This is a genomic window from Geomonas sp. Red276 (assembly GCF_054784495.1).
The window spans coordinates 1-19967 of the sequence record NZ_BLXW01000006.1 but is presented as its reverse complement, the minus strand read 5'-3'; the positions used below and the strand labels follow the sequence as shown (position 1 = coordinate 19967).

Here is a 19967-nt window from a genome sequence, read left to right as displayed (position 1 = left end):
CCCCCCTCTACTTACTCTCCGTCTCCGCCACGAACTCCCTGAAACTCGTCTCCAGCTCCGCCAGCAGTTCCGGCACCCCGCTCAACTCGCCTTCCTTCCCTTTACCCTCGATGGAAGCGGCCAGCGAGCGTATCCTCTCTGCCGAGATGTTGGCGGCAGCTCCCTTGATGGCGTGCGCCTGGCTCCGTACCTTGAAGGGATCCCCCTCCCCCACCGCCTCCCGCAGGGCCTCCAGGTGGGAGGAGGCGGAGCCCTTGAACATCCCGAGGAAGGTTTCCACCATCTCCTCGGCGCCGCCCAGCCGCTCGATGAGTTCGGCGCGGTCGAAGACGGCAAGAGCGCGGGGAGCGGCTTCGCCTTCGCCGGCGGTGGCCCCTTCGCCGGCGGTGGAAGGCTCCCGGCCGACGACGGCCGCCACCGTCGAGGCACCCTCTGAAGGGGCCATCTCCTGCGGCGGCGCGGCGTTCCCCGCAGCGGGGGCAGCGCTGGCCGCCGCTTCGCCCGGTTCCGGAACCATCTTTTTGAGGACGCTCAGCAACTCGGCAGGTCGGGCCGGTTTGGAGAGATAGTCATCGGCCCCCGCCAGCAGGCATTTCTCCCGGTCCCCCTTCAGGGCGTAGGCGGTCATGGCGACGACAGGGGTCTTCACCCCCAGGCTCCTTAGCGCCCGGATCGCACCGTACCCGTCCAGGACCGGCATCTGCATGTCCATGAAGATGATGTCGAAGGACCTGGCCCGGCAGGCATCCACCGCCTGCTGGCCGTCGCAGACCTCGGTCACCCGGTGTCCCTGCCGCTCGACGATGACCCGCACGATCTCGCGGTTGATGTCCACGTCGTCGGCCACCAGGACACGCAGCCCTTTTCGCCCTTCCTGGTCGGCGGGATCGGCCGCCGAGGTCACCCCGGAGGCCGCGGCGCCCATCAAAACCGAGACGATCGCCTCCCGGAGCTCCTCATGAATGACCGGTTTGGGGAGGTATCCCTGGATCTTCAGCTCCCGACAGCGCCTGGCGTCCCCCCGCGTACCGGCACTCGGCATGATCACGATGGAAATGGCGTCGTAGGCCTTCTCCTCCCGCATCTTCCGCGCGAGCTCCCACCCGTCGGCGTCGGGCATCCGGAGGTCGGTCAGCAAAAGACGGGGCAGGGCCGACTCCTCCCGCATCCGTTGCAAGGCAACGAGCGCCGCCTCGGTACCCTCCGCCACCGTCACCGACATCCCCCAGCGGGTGAGGAAGGCGGTCAGCAGGTCCCGGTTGATGGAGAGATCGTCCACCACCAGCACCGGGACCCCCTGGAGGTCCCGGTCGGGGATCTCGGGAAGGGGCTCCCCGTGCAGCTTGGCGAGAGTGGTGAAGGTGAAGCAGCTCCCCGCTCCCGGCTCGCTGCTGACGGAGATCTCCCCCCCCATCAGGTTCACCAGCCGCCGGCAGATGGCGAGCCCGAGCCCGGTCCCGCCGAAGCGCTTGGTGGTGGAGGCATCCCCCTGCTCGAAGGCGTCGAAGATCTTGGCCTGCACGTCCGGGGCGATCCCCACCCCCTGGTCGACGACCTGGAAACGAAGCAGCACGGCGTCCCCGCGGTTTTCCTCCACCTCCACCAGGATCTTTATGATCCCCCGCTCGGCGAACTTGACCGCATTCCCCACCAGGTTGATGAGCACCTGGCGAAGCCGCAGCGAATCCCCCACCAGCGCGTCCGGCACCTCGGGGTCGGCGTAGAAGGCCACCTCGAGCCCCTTCTGGGACGCCCGCGCGGATACGCTTCTCAGCGTCTGGCCGAGCATGCTCCGGAGCATGAAAGGAGCCTCGTCCAGGTCGATCCTCCCCGCCTCGATCTTGGAGAAGTCGAGGATGTCGTTGATGATCTCCATCAGGTTCTCGGCCGATATCTTCATGGAGCGGAGATAGGTCTGCTGCTCGGAGCTCAGCTCGGTCTCCTGGAGGAGATCGGTCATGCCGACTATGCCGTTCATCGGGGTGCGGATCTCGTGGCTCATGTTGGCCACGAACTCGCTCTTGGCGCGGTTGGCCGCCTCCGCCCGGTGCTTGAGCTCGATGCTGAGAGCGAGGTCCGCCTCACGCTGGCGGATCCCCTTGATGATGACCGCAAGGCCGGCCAGCAGGGCCCCGATGCAGACGAAGGCGATGACGGCGATCCCCTTGACGGTCCGGTACCAGTTGGCGAGGAAGAGGTCCTCGGTAACCGTCATCCCAACGATCAGCGGGTAACGCGGGACCACGCGGGCGGCGCCCAGCCTGGCCACGTTGCGCCCCCCCTCGGAGAAGCGGGGGCCCGCCGTGTACATGACGTCGCTGTCCTTTTTCTCCTTGTGGACGATGGCGTAGGTGGTGCCGGTGGTGTTGACCTTGCCGATCAGGGCGTCCTTGCGCGGCCAGCGGGTCAAAACCGAGAAGTCGTCGCGGTAGAGGGTGATCGCCGCGTCGGAGCCGAGGTTGGCACCCAGCCGCTCGTAGAACTTGGTGAAGACGTCCACCGAGATGCCGACCAGCACCAGCCCCAGCATCTCTCCGCGCGAGTTGTCGATCCGGCGGCTGATGTAGAAGACCCACTTGCCGTTCCCCTTGTTGCGGACCGCGATGCCGATGAAATCGTCCGCGTCTCCGCGGGACTGGGCCTTGAAGTAATCGCGGTCGGAGAGGTTGATGGGGGGCGGGGGAAGAGACCGGGTGAAGTTGAGGACGTCGCCGTTGTCGGCCACGATGGTGGCCACATCGACCTGCGGGAGGTTCTCGGTCTTGTCCTTTAACAGGGTGAAAAATTCCTGGGTGGCCATCCGCTTGCGGAAGGTCGCCTCGTCGTCCGCCCCCGCCAGCCGCACCCTTTCCGCGATGACGTCGAGGGCGATGTAGGAGGAGGCCATGGTCTGGTAGACATGCTCGGAGAGAAACAGCGAGTTGTTGCTCATCTGCTTGCGCCAGACCTTGATCTCCTGCTCGCGAAGCACCAGGCCGGCGATCACGGCCAGGACCACGATGGCCATGACCGAAAGCGCCCCGAAGGCTATGGTGATCTGGCTCCCCTGGAACCGCCGCACGTGTATTTGCATGCTCCCCCCGATGAAGATGGGACCGCTCCCGTAGCCCGCCGGCGGGGACGCCTGCGCGATACGTTAATGAGGAGGTCGCTTCATCTTATCGTCGGGAGCACGGCAATCTTGAGAAGAATGCTGGTGGCACGTGAGAATGAATGCCCGGTGGCACCGCGGCGCCGGGTGGAAGGGCCCCCCTCGCGGGAAAGCCGCAATTGACATGCGGGCCCTCATCTGGTAGGTTCATGAACCGCCCGCAGCACGGCAACGGCGCCCCGCGCGCCCCTACCAGCTCTTCCCACCGTCCCGGCTGCCCGCAAAGAACGCATCCCTGGAGCCTTCCATGCACAAGAAACTGTTCATCCCCGGCCCTATCGAAGTTGCCCCCGAGATTCTCGAAGCCATGGCGACCCCCATGATCGGTCACCGGATGCCCGAGTACGCCCGCCTGCACCAGGGGGTGACCACCAAGCTGAAGCGCCTTATGTTCACCGAGGACCGGGTCTTCCTCTCGACCTCGAGCGCCTTCGGCGCCATGGAAGGGGCGGTCCGCAACCTGGTGGGAAAACGCTGCGCGAACTTCTGCAACGGCGCCTTCTCCGACAAGTGGCACAACGTCACCCTCGCCTGCGGCAAGGAGGCCGACGCCTTCAAGGTACCCTGGGGGGAGCCGATCACCCCGGAGCTCGTGGAGAGCGCCCTCTCCACCGGCAAGTACGACGCCATCACCCTCATCCACAACGAGACCTCCACCGGGGTAATGTCGCCGCTCCCCGAGATCGCCCAGGTGCTCAAGAAGTACCCGGAGGTGGTCTCCATCGTCGACACCGTCTCCTCGATGAGCGCGCTCAAGATTCCGGTCGCCGAACTCGGGATCGACTGCTGCGTCTTCGGGGTCCAGAAGGCCTTCGCCCTTCCGCCGGGACTGGCGGTCTTCACCGCCAGCCAGAAGGCGCTCGACCGCGCCAAGACCGTCCCGGGACGCGGCTACTACTTCGACTTCCTCGAGTTCGCCGCCGCCGACGAGAAGGACAACACCCCCTCCACCCCGTGCATCTCGCTCATCTACGCGCTCGACCGCCAGTTGGACCGGATGTTCGCCGAAGGGCTCGACAGGCGCTGGACCCGGCACCGGGAACTGGCGGCCTTCGTGCGGGGCTGGGTGGCCGAGCACGGTTTCGGCTTCCTTCCCGCCGAGCCGTACCGCTCGCTGACCCTCACCTGCGCGACCAACTCGCGCGAGATCGACCTGGCGCAGCTCAAGAAGCGGCTGGGCGAGCGCGGGTACGCCTTCGACGACGGCTACGGGAAACTCAAGGGGAAAACCTTCCGGGTGGCCCACATGGGTGACATGCAGCTGGAAGACCTGAAGGGAATCACCTCCGAGATGGAGGCGATCCTCAAGGAGATGTAGGAGGGGGGGAGGGAAAACCTCCCCCCGGCCGACTACCCTTTGGTGAAGACCTGTTTGCCGGCGCCGCACAGCGGGCAGAGCCAGTCGTCGGGGAGCTCGGTGAAGGGGGTGCCGGCGGGGATCCCGTGGTCGGGGTCGCCGCGTTCCGGATCGTAAACGTAGTGGCAGATGGTGCAGATGTAGAGTTCCATGGCGGCTCCTTTCTCATCATGAAGCGGCGGTTGCTGGTCCACCAAAAACCGTTTTGATGCCGTTGATCTTCATCGCAGCGGAACTCTCAAAACGGAGGCTGCTCACCGTCAATACCACCGTAAGTCGGCTCATAGCCTGAGTTAGCTGCGAAAGACACTGTATCGGCATCGACGTGAACGTCAATTTAAGGCTTGATTTTGACGGCCGTTGTGTTACTTTGTCATAATTAAAAATTGAGGGTCCAAGGAGATACATCGATGCTCAATGAGGTCTTAAGGTGCATGAGTCTCAGCAAGCACGGCCGAGACTGCGATCAAGTCCCGCCCGACGGCACCTTCAAGTCATTGAGCATTTCGTCACTCAGGACGAGGGGCTCCCGAAGTATCTCCCCACACCACACGTTCAACACATCCCGCATACCGTATCACAAAGATCCCCTGTAGCAAGCAACCAGCCCAGAGAATCATCCAGCACCGGATAGTGGTACACCGCTCGATCCGGCCGGCTTCCCTTCGCTTTTGCGACCCGCCAAGAACCGACTCTTGCGGAAGCCATAGCTGGCAGGGGGTACTACCCCCAAAAATCGGTGACTGCAAGGAATTGAATTCAACCGCGCGAGGCTAACGGCTGTTTCCTCAAACGTTCACATAATTTGAGTTCGAAATCCTACATCAAAAGGAGGGAGTGGACATGAGTTACGAGGTTAAGAACAAGCAGTTACTGAAATGGGTAGAAGAAATGGCGGCCATGTGCCAGCCCGACAACATCTACTGGTGCGACGGTTCCGAGGAAGAATACGACCGTCTGTGCAATGAGCTGGTCCAGGCCGGCACCTTTCGTAAACTGAACCCCGAGAAGCGCCCGAACAGCTACCTCGCCTGGTCCGATCCCGGTGACGTGGCCCGCGTCGAGGACCGCACCTTCATCTGCAGCCTCTCCAAAGCCGACGCAGGCCCGACCAACAACTGGATGAGCCCGAAGGAGATGAAGAAGACCCTGACCGGCCTGTTCACCGGCTGCATGAAGGGGCGCACCATGTACGTCATCCCCTTCAGCATGGGTCCCCTGGGCTCCAACATCGCCAAGATCGGCGTGGAGATCTCCGACTCCGCCTACGTCGCCGTCAACATGAAGATCATGACCCGCATGGGTAAGAAGGTCGTCGACATCCTCGGCGAGAACGGCGAGTTCGTCCCCTGCCTGCACTCGGTCGGCGCCCCGCTCGCCCCGGGCCAGAAAGACGTCCCCTGGCCGTGCAACAAGGAGAAGTACATCGTTCACTTCCCGGAGGAGCGCACCATCTGGTCCTTCGGTTCCGGCTACGGCGGCAACGCCCTCTTGGGCAAGAAGTGCCTCGCCCTGAGGATCGCCTCCAAGATCGCCAAGGACGAAGGGTGGCTTGCCGAGCATATGCTGATCCTCGGCATCGAGTCCCCGGCCGGCGAGAAGACCTACCTCGGCGCCGCCTTCCCGAGCGCCTGCGGCAAGACCAACCTGGCCATGCTGGTTCCGCCCAAGGCTCTCCAGGAAGAGGGGTGGAAGGTTTCCACCGTCGGCGACGACATCGCCTGGATCAAGCCCGGCGCCGACGGCCAGCTCTACGCCATCAACCCGGAAGCGGGCTTCTTCGGCGTGGCCCCCGGCACCTCCTTCAAATCCAACCCGAACGCCATGCACTCCTGCTCCAAGGACTCCATCTTCACCAACGTTGCGCTCACCCCGGACGGCGACGTCTGGTGGGAGGGGATGACCGACGAGGCCCCCGAGAAGCTGACCGACTGGCAGGGGAACGAGTGGACCAAGGGTTGCGGCCGTAACGCCGCCCACCCGAACTCCCGCTTCACCTCCCCGGCGGCCAACTGCCCCTCCATCGACCCGGAGTGGGAAAACCCCAAAGGGGTGCCGATGCGCGCCTTCGTGTTCGGCGGCCGCCGCAACAACGTGATCCCGCTCGTCTACCAGGCCTTCAACTGGAGCTACGGCGTCTACCTGGCCGCCACCATGGGTTCCGAGACCACCGCTGCCGCGGTCGGCGCCATCGGCAACGTCCGCCGCGACCCGTTCGCCATGCTTCCGTTCACCGGCTACCACATGGCCGATTACTTCAACCACTGGCTGCAGATCGGCCGCACCACCCCCAACCCGCCGCGCATCTTCTCCGTCAACTGGTTCCGTAAGGACGCCAACGGCAAGTTCCTCTGGCCGGGCTTTGGCGAAAACATGCGCATCCTGAAGTGGATCGTCGAGCGCTCCCAGGGTAAGAGCGCCGGCGCCGCCGTCGAGAGCCCGCTGGGGTGGATGCCGCGCTACGAAGCCCTCGACTGGACCGGTCTGGACAGCGTCAGCCGCGAACAGTTCAAAGAGCTCATGTCGATCGACCGCGACGTGTGGAAGGAAGAGATCCTCTCCCACGAAGAGCTCTTCGTGAAGATGTACGACCGTCTCCCGAAAGAGTTCCTCCACATCCGCGAACTGATCCTCTCCGGCCTCTGGCGCTCTCCGGAGCACTGGGAGCAGTACACCCCGGAAGAGGGCGAAGGTTACAACGACTAGTCGTTGACCAGAACCGTCACCATGAGAAGGCCCCGGTTTACCGCCGGGGCCTTTTTTTATGTGAGCTTTTCCCCTCGCCCCTTCAGGGGAGAGGGGGAGGGGTGAGGGTGGTGTTGGTTGTGGGGCTTGAGTGCGTCGGGCATTTTAATGGGGGAAGCGCAGCCAGAAGGCCCTGCCGGAGCGGCAGTTTGCGAAGTTTGCATAGTGGGTGGAAACTGATATCATTAAAGCAAAAGCAACTTCAGGAGGGACACCATGAAAGGGCCATACTCCGAGATTTGCGACCGGACCCAGAGAAGGGACGAGCGGCTCAAAGTGAGAAACCGGGCTACCGGCGAAGTCGGCCTGACCTACGGCTGCACGCTGGAGGGTGACACCGTCCAGGTGGAACTCATGGACGGCACCCTGGACAGCTGGCAGGAGGATGACTGCGAAGTCGTCTCCTGACGGATTCACGATTCCCACCCGACACCATACCGAAAGGGAGAGCCCCGCGAAAAACGGGGCTCTTTTTTTTGCCCGGTTCCCCTCCACACTCCTTGACACCTTCTTTACCTCCTATGCCCCTATCTTGACACCCTCTTTAGCCCCTTCGCGCTACCCTGAAGATAACCAAGAAGGACAACCGGAAGGGGGTGGCGCCATGAAAATCTTCCTGTACTCTCCGGAAAGCGGTTTCTACCAGGGCGAAGACTTCGCCGATGGCGGGACCGTCGCCAACAGACCGGTAGATCTCCCAGAGGGAGCCACCCACATAGCACCTCCCGTGGTCGGGCCGGGCCAAGTGCCGGTCTTCAGTGTGAACGAACAGTGCTGGAAAGTGCTTCCGCACCCCTCCCGGGTCAAAACGTCCACCGCCTGACCGGCCATGGACGACCGGGTGTGCATCTTGATCTCAGCCTGGTGCCCCCGACGCTAGTATAATAGTGGTGTCAGCATTGCAGCGCCCACCGCCGCCAGTAACGATCAAGAAAGGGGCCCTCATGGCACAGCAAGGACCTGCCGAGCAGGGCGGATTTTTGAGCCGCATCATGACGGCCGTCTTCGGCTCGCCGAAGTACCTTAAGGATCCCCATCTCTTCCACAAGATGTCTTTGATCCCGATCCTCGCCTGGGTAGGCTTGGGCGCCGACGGTCTCTCCTCCTCGTCCTATGGTCCCGAGGAGGCCTTCCGTGCCCTGGGAAACCACACCTACCTCGCGATCCTGCTCGGCTGCTTCACCGCGCTCACCGTCTTCATCATCTCCTACGCCTACTCGCGCATCATCGAACACTTCCCGCACGGGGGCGGCGGATACATCGTGGCCACCCACATGCTCGGCGAGAAGGCGGGGGTCATCTCGGGGAGCGCCCTCCTGGTCGACTACGTCCTGACCATCACCGTCTCGATCGCCTCCTGTGTCGACGCGCTCTTCAGTTACGTGCCGCAGCAGTTCCATCCCTACAAGGTGCAGGTTGCCTGCGTCCTGGCCGTTCTCCTGATCGTCCTCAACATCCGCGGCGTCAAGGAATCCATCGCCGTCATGGCCCCCATCTTCATGGTGTTCGTGGCCACCCACGTCTTCATGCTGGTCGACGGGATCTTCACCCACACCGATCGCTTCGGCCCGCTGACCCGTGATTTCCACGCCGGGCTCTCCCACGACCTCACCACCATCGGGGCCTTCGGCATCATGCTCCTCTTTCTCCGCGCCTACTCCCTGGGGGGCGGTACCTACACCGGTATCGAGGCGGTCTCCAACGGGCTGCAGATCATGAGGGAGCCGCGGGTTCAGACCGGGAAGCGTACCATGGTGTACATGGCAGTTTCCCTTGCCTTCACCGCGGGAGTGCTCTTTCTCTGTTATTCCCTGATCGGGATCCAGCCGGTGGAGGGGAAAACCCTCAACGCCGTGCTGGCCGATTCCCTTTTCGGGCACTGGCGGTTCGGAAACACCCTCGCCTTCGTGACCATCTTCTCCGAGGGGGCGCTCTTGCTGGTGGCCGCGCAGACCGGCTTCGTGGACGGCCCCCGGGTCATGTCCAACATGGCGGTGGACTCCTGGTTCCCCCACCGCTTTGCCGCGCTGTCGGTCCGGCTCACCATGCGTAACGGCATCGTCCTCATGGGAGCCGCCTCCATCGCGCTGCTGATCTACACCCGGGGGAGCGTCTCGCACCTGGTGGTCATGTACTCCATCAACGTATTCCTGACCTTCTCCCTGTCTCAGCTCGGGATGTCGCGCTTCTACATTCAAAGGCGGCACGAAGATCCGCAATGGATCCGCCATCTTCTCGTGCACCTGGTCGGCCTCATCCTCTGCGCCACCATTCTCGTCATCACTACCCTCGAGAAGTTCATGGAGGGAGGATGGCTCACCCTGCTGATCACCGCGGCGGTCATCGGCTGCTGCTACCTCATCAGGAGCCACTATCTCACGGTCCGCAAAGGGATGATGCAGCTCGACGAGACCTTGCTGGATTTCCCCACCACCGGGCCGGTCAACATGGATCCCCCCTCCCCGAGGGATTCGACCGCCATCCAGCTGGTCTCGAGCTACAGCGGGTTCGGCGTCCATACCCTCCTCTCGATCGTCACCTCTTTCCCGAAGGCGTACCAGAACATCATCTTCGTCTCGGTGGCGGTCATCGACTCGGGCTCCTTCAAGGGGGCGGAGGAGATGGAGGCGCTGGAAGCGAACGCCCGGCAGTCGCTGGAGAAGTATGTGGACCTCGCCCGGCGGCTGGGGTTCGCCTCCGATTACCGGCTCGAAGTGGGGACCGACGTGGTGGAAAGCGCGGTGCGGGTCTGCCGTCAGCTTGGGGAGGAATTCCCACGCTCCACCGTCTTCACCGGACAGCTCACCTTCCGGCTGGAGAAGTTCTACCACCGGATGCTGCACAACGAGACTTCCTTCTCGATCCAGCGCCGCCTCCAGTGGGACGGGCTGACCACGGTGATCCTCCCGATCCGGGTGACCATATAACGTTGACCACCTCCATCGGTCGGCGCCCGTTCCTTCGGGGAGCATCCGCAGGAGAATGCGCAGGAGAACGCAAGTAGCCTATGGTTCCCCCCTTTCGCAAAGGGGGGACAGGGGGGATTTTAGCAGAGCCGGCCCCGCCACCTCCTCCAGGTGCAGAATATAAGCTTGTCTTATCAGAGGCATCTGTTAAATTCGTGATGTTTTTAATCCAGAAAAAGGTAGCGTCCCCTGTGAGACGAGGCAGCCCGTTCACCAATCCCCCCTACGTGGGACCCTTCACCCGTTATCTCTTCGCCATCGCCCTGGTCGCGGTGACGACGGTTATCTGTGAGCAGGCCCGCCCGTACCTTTCGCCGGTCAACATGGTCATGCCCTACCTGCTGGCCGTAGTCCTGGCCGCCGTCTTCCTCGGCCGCCTCCCGGCCATGATCACCGCGTTGTTCGGGGTAGTCGCCTTCGACTTCTTCTTCGTCCCGCCGCGCTTTTCGCTCACCATCCACGACAAGGAATACCTGGTCACCTTCGTCACCCTCTTCACCGTCGGGGTCGTCATCAGCACCCTGGTGGCCAAGGTAAGGGAGAGCCTGGAGACCCTCAGGGTCCGGGAACACCAGACCTCCAGCCTCTACAACCTGAGCCGGGATCTCGCCGCGGCGGTGGATACCACAGCTGTTTTGTCAGCCGCCATCACCCACATCGAGCAGAGCCTGGATGCCCGAGTGATCGTCCTGACTCCTTCCGATGGGGGGCTATCCGCGGCGGCCGCCACCGAAGGGGTGGAACTTTCCGGCGAGGAGCTGGAGATCGCGACCTGGAGTTACCGCAGCCGGCGCATGGCCGGCCGAGGCACCGGCTCCTATCCGGAAAGCCCGTGGAGCTTTCTCCCCCTGAAGGCCCTGGCGGGGACGCTGGGGGTCCTCTGCATCCGTATCGACGACAGCCGACATCCCGAGGGGAGGCAGCTGCACCGCTTCATCAATTCCTTTGCGACCCAAACCTCTATGGCCCTGGAGCGCGTCCGGCTGATTGGCGAGGCACAGCAGGCCCAGCTTCTGAAGGCCAGGGAGAACCTCGAACGGGCGCTGCTCAATTCCATCTCCCATGATCTTAGAAGCCCGCTCGCCGCCATCACCGGCGTCCTCAGCACCCTTGCCGAGGAAGAAGACAAGCTCAGCGCGCCGAACCGGGCCGACCTTTTAGAGACCGCACGCGACCAGGCCGGCAGGCTCAACCGTTTCGTCGCCAACCTGCTCGACATGACCCGCCTGGAAGCCGGCGCTCTGCAACCTCGGCCGGAGCCGTGCGACATCCAGGACCTGATCGGCTGCGCGCTGGCCGCCGTGGAGCCGCGGCTGAGCGGGAGGGAGGTGTCGGTGAATCTGGAGCCCGACCTCCCCCTGGTCCCGCTGGACCTCGTGCTGATGATCCAGGTGATCGTCAACCTCCTGGAAAACGCGGGAAAGTACACGCCGGAGGGGAGCCAGATCGAGATATCGTCGCGGACCGAAGGAGACAGCCTCGTGATCGAGGTGAGCGACCGGGGGCCAGGCGTCCCCGAGCACGACCTGGGGAAGATCTTCGACAAATTCTATCGCACCCCGGTCCCGGAAGGCGCCGGAGGGACCGGGCTTGGGCTTTCCATCTGCAAGGGGATCGTCGAGGCCCATGGCGGATCAATCAGGGCAGAGAACCGGAAGGAGGGGGGACTCAAGGTGATCATCACCCTCCACCAGAGCTTGCCGGCAGGAGGTAGGCAACCATCATGAACACGGAACAGGGCAGCACGAATCTTCCCCGCATACTGGTGATCGACGACGAAGCAGCCATCCAGCGCTTCTTGAAGACCGCACTGGACACCGCAGACTTCTCCGTCCACCAGGCCGCCGATGCGCACTCCGGCCTTGCCGCCGCCGTGGCGGTGCGGCCGGACCTGATCCTCCTCGACCTGGGTCTGCCGGATCTCGACGGCATCGAGGTGATCAGGCGGATCAGGGAGTGGTCGCAGGTACCGATCATCGTGCTTTCGGTGAGGGAGCGGGAAGACGACAAGGTGAAGGCGCTCGACACGGGGGCCGACGACTACCTCACCAAGCCATTCGGGGTAGCCGAGCTTTTGGCGCGGGTGAAGGTTGCGCTGCGGAGATCGCTCCAGCAGGCGCCGGAGCCGGTGTTCCAGGTGGCAGACCTGGTAGTGGACCTTCCCCACCGGGTGGTAAACGTCCGGGGAGAACAGGTGGCGCTGACGCCGACCGAATACGACCTGTTGCGAATGCTGGTGGTCCATGCCGGCAAGGTGCTGACCCACAGCCAGATCCTGAAGCAGATCTGGGGGACCGCCTATCTCGAGCAGCCGCACGTCCTGCGGGTGAACATCAGCAATCTGAGGAAAAAGATCGAGCCCGATCCCTCCCGCCCCCGTTTCATCCTCACCGAGCCCGGCGTCGGCTACCGCATGAAAGGCCCGGACTGAAGAGCACCTCTGGTCCCCCCTTTGACAAAGTCGTAGGGTGGGCACCCCGTGCCCACGCGGTTCCGAAAGGAATGGTGGGCAAGGGACTGCCCACCTACACTGGGAGGAATTTTACCACCGCCGGCAGTTCCTGAAGATTACCCAATCGGGTCCCCTCCTCTTGAAGGAGGGACAGGGTGAGGATGGGGGGGGAGCCTGAGCGAGATGCTGGGGGGAGTCAATCCTTACTTTCCTTCGAGCCGCGCTCGATCAGCTTCTTAGTCAAAAGAACCAGCCCGATCTGCTGCGACCATTCCGACAAGAAATTGCTGACCACCGTCCCCCACCTGCTGTCCGGGTCCATGTTCAGAAAAAGCACTAGCCACCCGAGGGCGGTAAACAGCAGGAAGATGGTAAGCGAGTGCTCGTGAAGAAACTCCCGGACCGGGCCGCGGTAGACCTTCTTAGGCTGCCTGCTCTCCCTTGACCCTTTCTCGAAGAACCACTTGGTGGCGAGAATGGTTATGACCACCCCCATCCAATCCGCGATGGCGTTACCGAAGAACGAGCCGGGATGAGAGTGAGGATTGGAGAAAACGTAGAGGACGACCCAGAGGAGGAGAATCCCGCCTGCGACGAGACTGAGCGAATGTTCTTTCCACAGCGATGGAGCTCCAGCACCTTCCTTTCGGCGCATGTTGCCTCCAATCAAAATGCTACCTCTTATCGATAAAGTTCTCGGCGATGGGCCACCTTGACTATCCACACAGACAGTTCAAAGTCATGGATCGAGTAAATGACACCTTGCCTGATGCGGTATCTGTCCTGCCCCGAAAGCTTCTCGCTTCCCGGCGGTCGAGGGTTCGAACGAAGTCCTTCCATACGGACCATGATTTTCTGGAGATGTTGTTTTGGTATCCCCTCGAGATCCTTTATTGCAGAAGCTTTGAAAAAGAGGCTATATTCGGCCACGTTGTTTGAGGTCCTTGAGCACCTCCTCGAAAGAAGTGACCGGTTCATCCCGCCGTTCATCGAACGCTGCTAAATCAGCCGCGTCATCCGCCAAAGACAGACGTACAGCCTCATTGACCAATTCCGAAACGCTTCGGGAAGTGGCGGCAGCCTTAATGCGTAAAGCTTTATGCATCAGTGGATCAAAATAAACTTTTGCCCGTTTCGTCGTCGTTGCCATGCTGCTACCTCCTGTGGAAAGACCGTAACATCATGACATCATAACGTCAAGCCAGGCCTCGGCGGCAGGGTTTGCAGTTTTTTCACCTGCCTTACTTCCAAAAACTCGAGAGGATACCAATTCCCATGTCACCCGACTTCACCACCAATGCCTACGAGCAAGCAATAACCGTCTCCCCCGAAGATATCGACTTCTTCGAGCACGTTAATAACGTCGTCTACCTGCGTTGGGTACAGGAGGTATCGACGGCCCACTGGTGTGAACTGGCGAGTGAGCAACAGAGAGAGGCGCTCGGGTGGGTGGTAGTTCGCCACGAGATAGACTACTTCGCCTCGGCGAAACTGGATGATGAGCTAATCGGCCGGACCTGGGTAGGGCCGGCCCAGAAAAACCTCTTTGAGCGGCACGTGGAAATCCTGAGGGCCCGTGACCGGAAAGTCCTCGCCCGCGCCCGTTCCCTCTGGTGCCCGATCGACCTCCGTACCCACCGCCCCACCCGCGTCCCCCCCGACGTCCACGCCCTCTTCTCGGCCCCCGCACCGTGAACGATACGCACGTGTAATCTAGCTACTTGCTACCGGAGTCCGCAACTTGCTATTGAGGAGAGGCTTTCTGCTTGGGAGCGTTCGCCCCCTTCCTTCCGGGTCAATGCCCCCTTCACCCGGCGAAAGGTTGCAATCCGGCCCGCACAGGGTACACTGCCCTCAATGGTTAAAAATCTATAACAATCGGAGGTGCACCGTGTCCGATCAGATCAAGGACTATCTGCGGCTTGACACGAGGACGAGCCACCTGACCATCCCCCAAATGATCACCACCTTCATCACTACCGGTACGGGACTGAAGAAACACTCGTTCTTCGGTACCGAGGGAAACTGGCCTGCATGGCTGGAGGGAGCGGATCACTACTTATCGTATGCGGACAAGCTGCGCGTGCTTGATGCCGACTACCGGGCAGGGAACAAAACGAAGAAGACTGAGCTGGAACTCGTTAGGGAGCAAGCCGCCTTCAACTACCAGCTTGGCGGTCAATACATCACCATGAGGGCCTATGAACTGAGGAATCCTGCTCTCCTTTTGGACACCTTCCCTCTGAAAGCGACTGGAAACAAGGTGTCCCCTACCGCTGATGTCTACGGCGTCGACATCCATCTGACGGCAAAGAACGGCTCCAGTGGCCAGGCCATCCTGAGAGGCCATCACATGCCCAAAGGGGGGCCCTATCAGGTCCAGTTCTGCAAGGGTAATCCCGCCTCCGAGGACTCGTGGATAACCATGCCGGAGCATTACCTTACCTGCGGAAAGATCGTGGTGTCCAACCTGGATCCGGTGAGCATGTATTACTTCAGGATCAGGCACAACGGCCCGAATGGCCCCGGTCCCTGGTCCCAGCCCATCAGTCTTATCATCCACTGAAAAAAAGAGGCGCCTGCCGGTCTACCCCGCAGGCGTCTCTTTTTGTTAGCGCCACCTGCCGCTTTTAAAATCGCGATTTCCGCTTCGACACCGACAACGTAAGCTCCGAGAGTGCCGTTTCCACCTCAGCACAACGTCGCCGTCCATTTCGAGATCACGACGTCAATGTCTGCACCGACCGTCTTGTTTCACAGCCCGCCTTTTTCAACCTACCACCGGCGCCGCCGGTTTCGAGATCGCGATTTTCGCTTCCGAACCGATCGAGTTCTTCCTGAGATTGTGTCTTTCCCCCCGACACCGGCGCCCTCCGTCTCGGAATCGTGATTTCCGTGCCTGCACCGACGATCTTTTTTCTGAGACTCCCTTTTTCAGCCCGGCACCGTCACCGTCAGTTTCGAGTTGGCGATTTCCGTTCCAGCAACCGGCGATGTTTTTTCAGATATCACGATTTCCAACCCTGGACCGTCACCGTCACTTTGGCAATCACGATTTCTGTTCCATAAGCGACGTCATCTTGGGAGAAAAATCAACCCTCACCCGGCCTTCGGCCACCCTCACCCCTAAAGGGGCGAGGGTAGAATTGGTGCTCCCTCTCTGGAATGACCGAGCCAACTTTCGGTGGGCTTCGCACCGCCGATAACGCGTTGACATCTCATGGCTTAAAAGGTACAGGTACTATCAGGTTATACTGAGTACTACCGGAGGCTTTACATGCAGAGAAACGAACTTAAACCCATGGGTGTTAAGCTTCCACTGTCGGAAAGGGAACGTTTGAAGAAGCTGAGCCTGCAAAAGAAACGTTCGGCTCACTGGTTGGCCAAAGAGGCGATTAGCCAATACCTCGACCGGGAAGAGGCGGCTGAACGCTTCAAGCAGGAAACCCTTGACCGCTGGGAAGAGTACCGCACGACCGGAAAGAGCGTCTCGAACGACGCAGTGATGGAATGGATTGACACTTGGGGGACTGACGACGAAAAAGAGGCTCCTAAATGAGGGTGGAGTGGCTAACTGGAGCCCTTCTCGACCTCCAGCGGCTTCGGGAGTTCTTAATCCCCCTCAATACGGAAGCGGCTAAAAAGGCGATCGCCGCCATCAAGGCGGCGGTTCGGCTGCTGACGCCATACCCTTATGGCAAACCGGTAGAAGATTTGCCTGGGTACTTCGACATAGTCATCCCGTTCGGGTCCGCCGGTTATGTGCTGCGTTACCGTATTGAGGAACAGACCATCTTTATTGTCGCGGTAAAACATACCAGAGAAGTTGAGGGACCACGGGTAGATTGATGAGTGACGATGCGGGAGCGGGAGAATGGTGAGAACGAACCGCATGGGCACTGAGGCGCCCCCTATATGAAAAACGGCCGCCCTGATGGGGGCGGCCGTTTTTGTTGGCAGAGACTTATCGCTCGGAGGAGCTTAGATGATCTTGTTGAGGGAGTACTCCACGATCCCTTCGGCGCCGAGCTTGATGAGCTCGGGGACGATGCGGCGGACTTCTTTCTCGGGCATGATGCTCTCGATGGAGACCCAGTCGGAGTTGTAGAGGTTGGAGACGGTCGGGCGGTTGAGGCTCGGGATGATGTCGGTGATGGCGGCCACCTTGTTGCCGGGGGCGTTCATCTTGAGACCGACCATCCCTTCGGCACGCAGCGCCGACTGGAGCAGGGTGGCGATCTGCTGGATCTTCTCGCGCTTCCACGGATCATCCCAGGCAGCCTTGTTGGCAACCATAACGGGCACCGACTCCATCAGCTCGCAGACGATCCTGAGGCCGTTGGCCTTGATGGTGGATCCGGTCTCGGTCACTTCGACGATGGCGTCGCAGAGCCCCTCGACGACCTTGGCCTCGGTGGCCCCCCAGGAGAACTCGACGTTGACCGGGATGTTACGCTCGGCGAAGTAGCGCTTGGTGAAGCCGACCAGCTCGGTGGAGATGGTGGCTCCGTGCAGATCCTCGGGCCCCTTCACCTTGGAATCGCCGTTCACCACCAGCACCCAGCGGGCGGGGCGGCGGGAAACCTTGGAGTAAACCATGTCGCAGACTTCGACGACGTCGGAGTCGTTCTCGCGGATCCAGTCACGGCCGGCGATGCCGACGTCGATGGTCCCGCGCTCGACATATTTCCCCATCTCCTGCGGACGGATCAGGGAACATTTCATCTCGTCGTCATCCACCCCCGGGAAATAGCTGCGGGAGGAGATCGATATCTTCCAGCCGGCCTTCTTGAAAAGCTCGACGGTGGCGTCTTCCAGGCTTCCCTTCGGTATCCCCAGTTTCAGTAACTTTTCCATTGCATGTCCTCATTTGAAAGTGATCGGAGCCGGCCATCGACTCCGGTAGGCTTCACCGGCAACCGGACCATGCATGGACGCAGCCTCCCTGCCGCGATGGGCCTAAGGGCTGCGTCATCGGGCATGGGCGGTCTTGGATTATTTCTTGTAGACCTGCGCGGGATCGAAGAGTGGATTGGAGTGCTCCACCCACTCGCCCTCTTCGTATTTCACGTAGAAGCAGCTGCGGTTACCGGTGTGGCAGGCGGCGGGGCCGTTCTGTTTGACCTTGATGACCACGGTGTCGGCGTCGCAGTCGGTCAAGACCTCGATGACGTCCTGGGTGTTGCCCGACTCCTCCCCCTTCATCCAGTACTTGTTGCGGGTACGGCTGAAGAACCAGGTCTTCTTGTCTTTCAGCGTCAGGTTAAGCGTTTTCTCGTCCATGAAGGCGACCATGAGAATTTCGCCGCTTTCATAATCCTGGATGACCGCCGGAATCAGACCACCCATCTTCTCGAAATCGATTTTGATCATTTTCTCAATCCTTGCGCCTGCCGAATTCGGAACAAAAGTAGCCTTTAATACACTGTAGGGCGGTGCGGTGTCAATGGAATCCTCACCGCTGCCCATTGTACATTTCCCCCATCCTCACCCTGCCCCTCCCCTTGAAGGGGAGGGAACCTGGCGCAGAATTCATAGGAACGCTGGAGGCCTGCCCTTCCCCCTCCCCTTGCTCCTGACTTCAGTTGGCGTGGGCGCCGAGGGCGCGGCGGATTTTGTGGAAGATGGCGGGGACCATTTCTGCCTTGGTCTTGTCGCAAAGGGACCAGAAGGAGAAGGCTCCGACCGTCAGGGTCACGAGGGAGTTGATCACCAGGTGGATAGGGCCGGCGAGGAGGAAGGGGGTGACGAACACCGCCGCCGTGGTGAGCACGAAGATGGCGGCGATGCGAAGGTTGGCGCGGCTGAAGAAGAAGCCGTAGTTGTAGTGGTCCACCAGGAAGATGAGCCACCAGTAGGCGAGGTTCATGACGAAGAAGGCCATCCCGATGCCGGGAACGCCGAAGCGCTTCATGGCCAGCCAGGCGAGGGTCAGCAGTGTCAGGTTCGCGAAGAGCTCGGTCAGGAAGAAGAGCTTGCCGTTCCCCTTGGCCCTGAGCATGAATCCCATCGGCCAGGAAACCACCTGGAGCAGGACTCCCAGCACCTGCCACTTGAGGATCTCCGCCGCCAGGGTGAACTTGCTGGAATAAAAGATCACGATGACCAGCGGCGCGAAGGTCATGATGGCCAGGATGCCCGGCACCGCCAGCAAAAGCCCGATCTCGATCTGCTTGTTGATGAGGGTCGTGCAGGCCTCGTGGTCGTGGGAGGCCGCGGAAAGCCGCGGGTAAAAGTCGGTGAGCATGGCGTTGAGGATCACCCCCACGTACACAAGGGAAAGGGTGGTCGACGCATGGTAGGCCCCCGCGGCGGGAAGGCCCATCTCGCGGACGATCAGCACCCGCAAGAGGTACTGGGTCCCGGCGGACATTAGCGCCCCCGACATAAGGGCGAGCCCGAGCTTGAGAAGCGGCCGGGCGTCTGCCAGGATGCTCCTCCAACTCGTTGGGACTGCCGGGATCGAGATGCGGGAGCTGTACCACCAGGAGGCGAGAAAGGCGGTTGCCGAGACGATGATCAGATAGAGAACGATGCCGCGCTCACCGAGGAAGTAGATGGCGGGGACGCTCAGGATGGTGCCGAGCAAGGCGCCGCAGATGCTGACCTTGGCGAGATCGGCGATCCGCCGCATCCCCTGGATGAGCGCGGTCTGCCCGGCGGAGACCGCTCCGAAGAAGACGGTCAGCGATAAAAGGGCGACATCGACGGCGTGTCCGGTATGACCGAAGGTGAGGCTGCTGATTCCCGAGCGAAAGACGAGCATGATCGCCAGACCGGCGAGGCCGAAGAGTATCGCCATCCTCTGGACCGCCTTCACCGTCCGCGAGACCGCCACCGGGTCCCCCGAACCGAAGGCGCCGGCGATCTGCCGCACCCCGCTGTCTCCGACTCCCATCCCCGAGAGGGTGCCGACCACGTTGGTTATGGTGATGTAGATACCGGTGAGCCCCATCCCTGCCGGCCCGAGAAGAATGGCGATGACCTTGGTACGCACAATCCCCAACAAAGAGTTCACGATGGAAGAGGCCCCCATCACGAAGGTCGATTTGAGAATCTGCCGGTCGGTCTTTGCAGAGGTGTCGTCCATCAAACCCCATCCTCACCATGTCCCTCCCCTTGAAAGGGAGGGAACCTTTGCCTGACCTTCGCCCAAGATTCAAAATGGAACCTGATTAGCGCCAATCTTCCGCTGGAAGACAAGCGCGACATATTACGTCGTAGGTGGTTCATATAATCACGGCACATTCCATCCGAGGAGGCTGCCGTGAAGAATCGTTTCCAGTTCCAGTCAGG

General features: G+C 61.4%; 19 protein-coding genes. 11 read left to right on the top strand and 8 right to left on the bottom strand.

The window, feature by feature from the left end:
• Window positions 1-7: 7 nt before the first annotated feature.
• Window positions 8-3073, bottom strand: a complete 3066-nt coding sequence (locus ACYVL5_RS05920) for a hybrid sensor histidine kinase/response regulator (RefSeq protein WP_460594631.1) — start codon at window positions 3071-3073, stop codon at window positions 8-10.
• Window positions 3074-3398: 325 nt separating this feature from the next.
• On the opposite strand from ACYVL5_RS05920, the gene ACYVL5_RS05915 reads away from it, so the two are divergent.
• Window positions 3399-4469, top strand: a complete 1071-nt coding sequence (locus ACYVL5_RS05915; protein ID WP_460594630.1) for a pyridoxal-phosphate-dependent aminotransferase family protein — start codon at window positions 3399-3401, stop codon at window positions 4467-4469.
• Between the two features lie 32 nt (window positions 4470-4501).
• On the opposite strand, the gene ACYVL5_RS05910 is transcribed toward ACYVL5_RS05915, so the two are convergent.
• The gene (locus tag ACYVL5_RS05910; RefSeq protein WP_460594629.1) at window positions 4502-4660 is read right to left on the bottom strand and encodes a rubredoxin; all 159 of its coding nucleotides are present in this window, start codon (window positions 4658-4660) and stop codon (window positions 4502-4504) included.
• Window positions 4661-5345: 685 nt separating this feature from the next.
• Here ACYVL5_RS05910 and ACYVL5_RS05905 point away from each other — a divergent pair.
• From ACYVL5_RS05905 to ACYVL5_RS05880, 6 genes are all read left to right on the top strand, one after another.
• Window positions 5346-7214: a phosphoenolpyruvate carboxykinase (GTP) gene (locus ACYVL5_RS05905; RefSeq protein ID WP_460594628.1), complete on the top strand. Its 1869-nt coding sequence runs from the start codon at window positions 5346-5348 to the stop codon at window positions 7212-7214.
• A 255-nt stretch (window positions 7215-7469) separates the two neighbouring features.
• A complete protein-coding gene (locus ACYVL5_RS05900) occupies window positions 7470-7661 on the top strand; it encodes a hypothetical protein (RefSeq protein ID WP_460594627.1) in 192 nt (63 codons plus the stop codon).
• Window positions 7662-7857: 196 nt separating this feature from the next.
• On the top strand, window positions 7858-8076 hold the full coding sequence (locus tag ACYVL5_RS05895) for a hypothetical protein (protein WP_460594626.1): 219 nt from the start codon (window positions 7858-7860) through the stop codon (window positions 8074-8076).
• A gap of 121 nt (window positions 8077-8197) precedes the next feature.
• Window positions 8198-10180 (top strand): APC family permease, encoded by a 1983-nt coding sequence (locus ACYVL5_RS05890; RefSeq protein ID WP_460594625.1) that lies wholly within the window; start codon window positions 8198-8200, stop codon window positions 10178-10180.
• Between the two features lie 230 nt (window positions 10181-10410).
• Window positions 10411-11946 (top strand): DUF4118 domain-containing protein, encoded by a 1536-nt coding sequence (locus ACYVL5_RS05885; RefSeq protein ID WP_460594624.1) that lies wholly within the window; start codon window positions 10411-10413, stop codon window positions 11944-11946.
• Window positions 11943-12650 carry a response regulator transcription factor KdpE gene (locus ACYVL5_RS05880; protein ID WP_460594623.1) on the top strand — a complete coding sequence of 236 codons (708 nt, stop codon included), beginning with the start codon at window positions 11943-11945 and terminating at the stop codon, window positions 12648-12650. The genes ACYVL5_RS05885 and ACYVL5_RS05880 overlap by 4 nt, the downstream gene beginning before the upstream one ends.
• Before the next feature lie 217 nt (window positions 12651-12867).
• Here ACYVL5_RS05880 and ACYVL5_RS05875 read toward each other — a convergent pair whose 3' ends face one another.
• Genes ACYVL5_RS05875 through ACYVL5_RS05865 form a run of 3 tightly spaced genes read right to left on the bottom strand, consistent with a single transcriptional unit; the run spans window position 12868 to window position 13821 of the window.
• Window positions 12868-13326, bottom strand: a complete 459-nt coding sequence (locus ACYVL5_RS05875) for a hypothetical protein (protein ID WP_460594622.1) — start codon at window positions 13324-13326, stop codon at window positions 12868-12870.
• 26 nt (window positions 13327-13352) lie between these two features.
• Window positions 13353-13649: a type II toxin-antitoxin system RelE family toxin gene (locus tag ACYVL5_RS05870; protein WP_460594764.1), complete on the bottom strand. Its 297-nt coding sequence runs from the start codon at window positions 13647-13649 to the stop codon at window positions 13353-13355.
• Entirely contained in the window at window positions 13588-13821 is a 234-nt protein-coding gene (locus tag ACYVL5_RS05865) for a CopG family transcriptional regulator (protein ID WP_460594621.1), read from the bottom strand. The genes ACYVL5_RS05870 and ACYVL5_RS05865 overlap by 62 nt, the downstream gene beginning before the upstream one ends.
• 125 nt (window positions 13822-13946) lie before the next feature.
• On the opposite strand from ACYVL5_RS05865, the gene ACYVL5_RS05860 reads away from it, so the two are divergent.
• The 4 genes from ACYVL5_RS05860 to ACYVL5_RS05845 all read left to right on the top strand — a co-directional run bounded on the left by ACYVL5_RS05860 (window position 13947) and on the right by ACYVL5_RS05845 (window position 16520).
• Window positions 13947-14366, top strand: a complete 420-nt coding sequence (locus ACYVL5_RS05860) for an acyl-CoA thioesterase (protein WP_460594620.1) — start codon at window positions 13947-13949, stop codon at window positions 14364-14366.
• A 196-nt stretch (window positions 14367-14562) separates the two neighbouring features.
• A complete protein-coding gene (locus ACYVL5_RS05855; RefSeq protein ID WP_460594619.1) occupies window positions 14563-15237 on the top strand; it encodes a fibronectin type III domain-containing protein in 675 nt (224 codons plus the stop codon).
• 711 nt (window positions 15238-15948) lie between these two features.
• Window positions 15949-16230, top strand: coding sequence for a CopG family ribbon-helix-helix protein (locus ACYVL5_RS05850; protein ID WP_460594618.1), 282 nt, complete (start codon window positions 15949-15951; stop codon window positions 16228-16230).
• Entirely contained in the window at window positions 16227-16520 is a 294-nt protein-coding gene (locus ACYVL5_RS05845; protein WP_460594617.1) for a type II toxin-antitoxin system RelE/ParE family toxin, read from the top strand. Before ACYVL5_RS05850 ends, ACYVL5_RS05845 begins: the two co-directional genes overlap by 4 nt.
• Before the next feature lie 132 nt (window positions 16521-16652).
• Here the strand turns inward: ACYVL5_RS05845 and hisG are convergent, their stop codons facing one another.
• The 3 genes from hisG to ACYVL5_RS05830 all read right to left on the bottom strand — a co-directional run bounded on the left by hisG (window position 16653) and on the right by ACYVL5_RS05830 (window position 19761).
• Window positions 16653-17528 (bottom strand): ATP phosphoribosyltransferase, encoded by an 876-nt coding sequence (gene hisG / locus ACYVL5_RS05840; protein WP_460594616.1) that lies wholly within the window; start codon window positions 17526-17528, stop codon window positions 16653-16655.
• A 138-nt stretch (window positions 17529-17666) separates the two neighbouring features.
• Window positions 17667-18044 carry a phosphoribosyl-AMP cyclohydrolase gene (gene hisI, locus ACYVL5_RS05835; RefSeq protein WP_460594615.1) on the bottom strand — a complete coding sequence of 126 codons (378 nt, stop codon included), beginning with the start codon at window positions 18042-18044 and terminating at the stop codon, window positions 17667-17669.
• A gap of 208 nt (window positions 18045-18252) precedes the next feature.
• Window positions 18253-19761: an O-antigen translocase gene (locus tag ACYVL5_RS05830; RefSeq protein ID WP_460594614.1), complete on the bottom strand. Its 1509-nt coding sequence runs from the start codon at window positions 19759-19761 to the stop codon at window positions 18253-18255.
• Window positions 19762-19967: the final 206 nt, after the last annotated feature.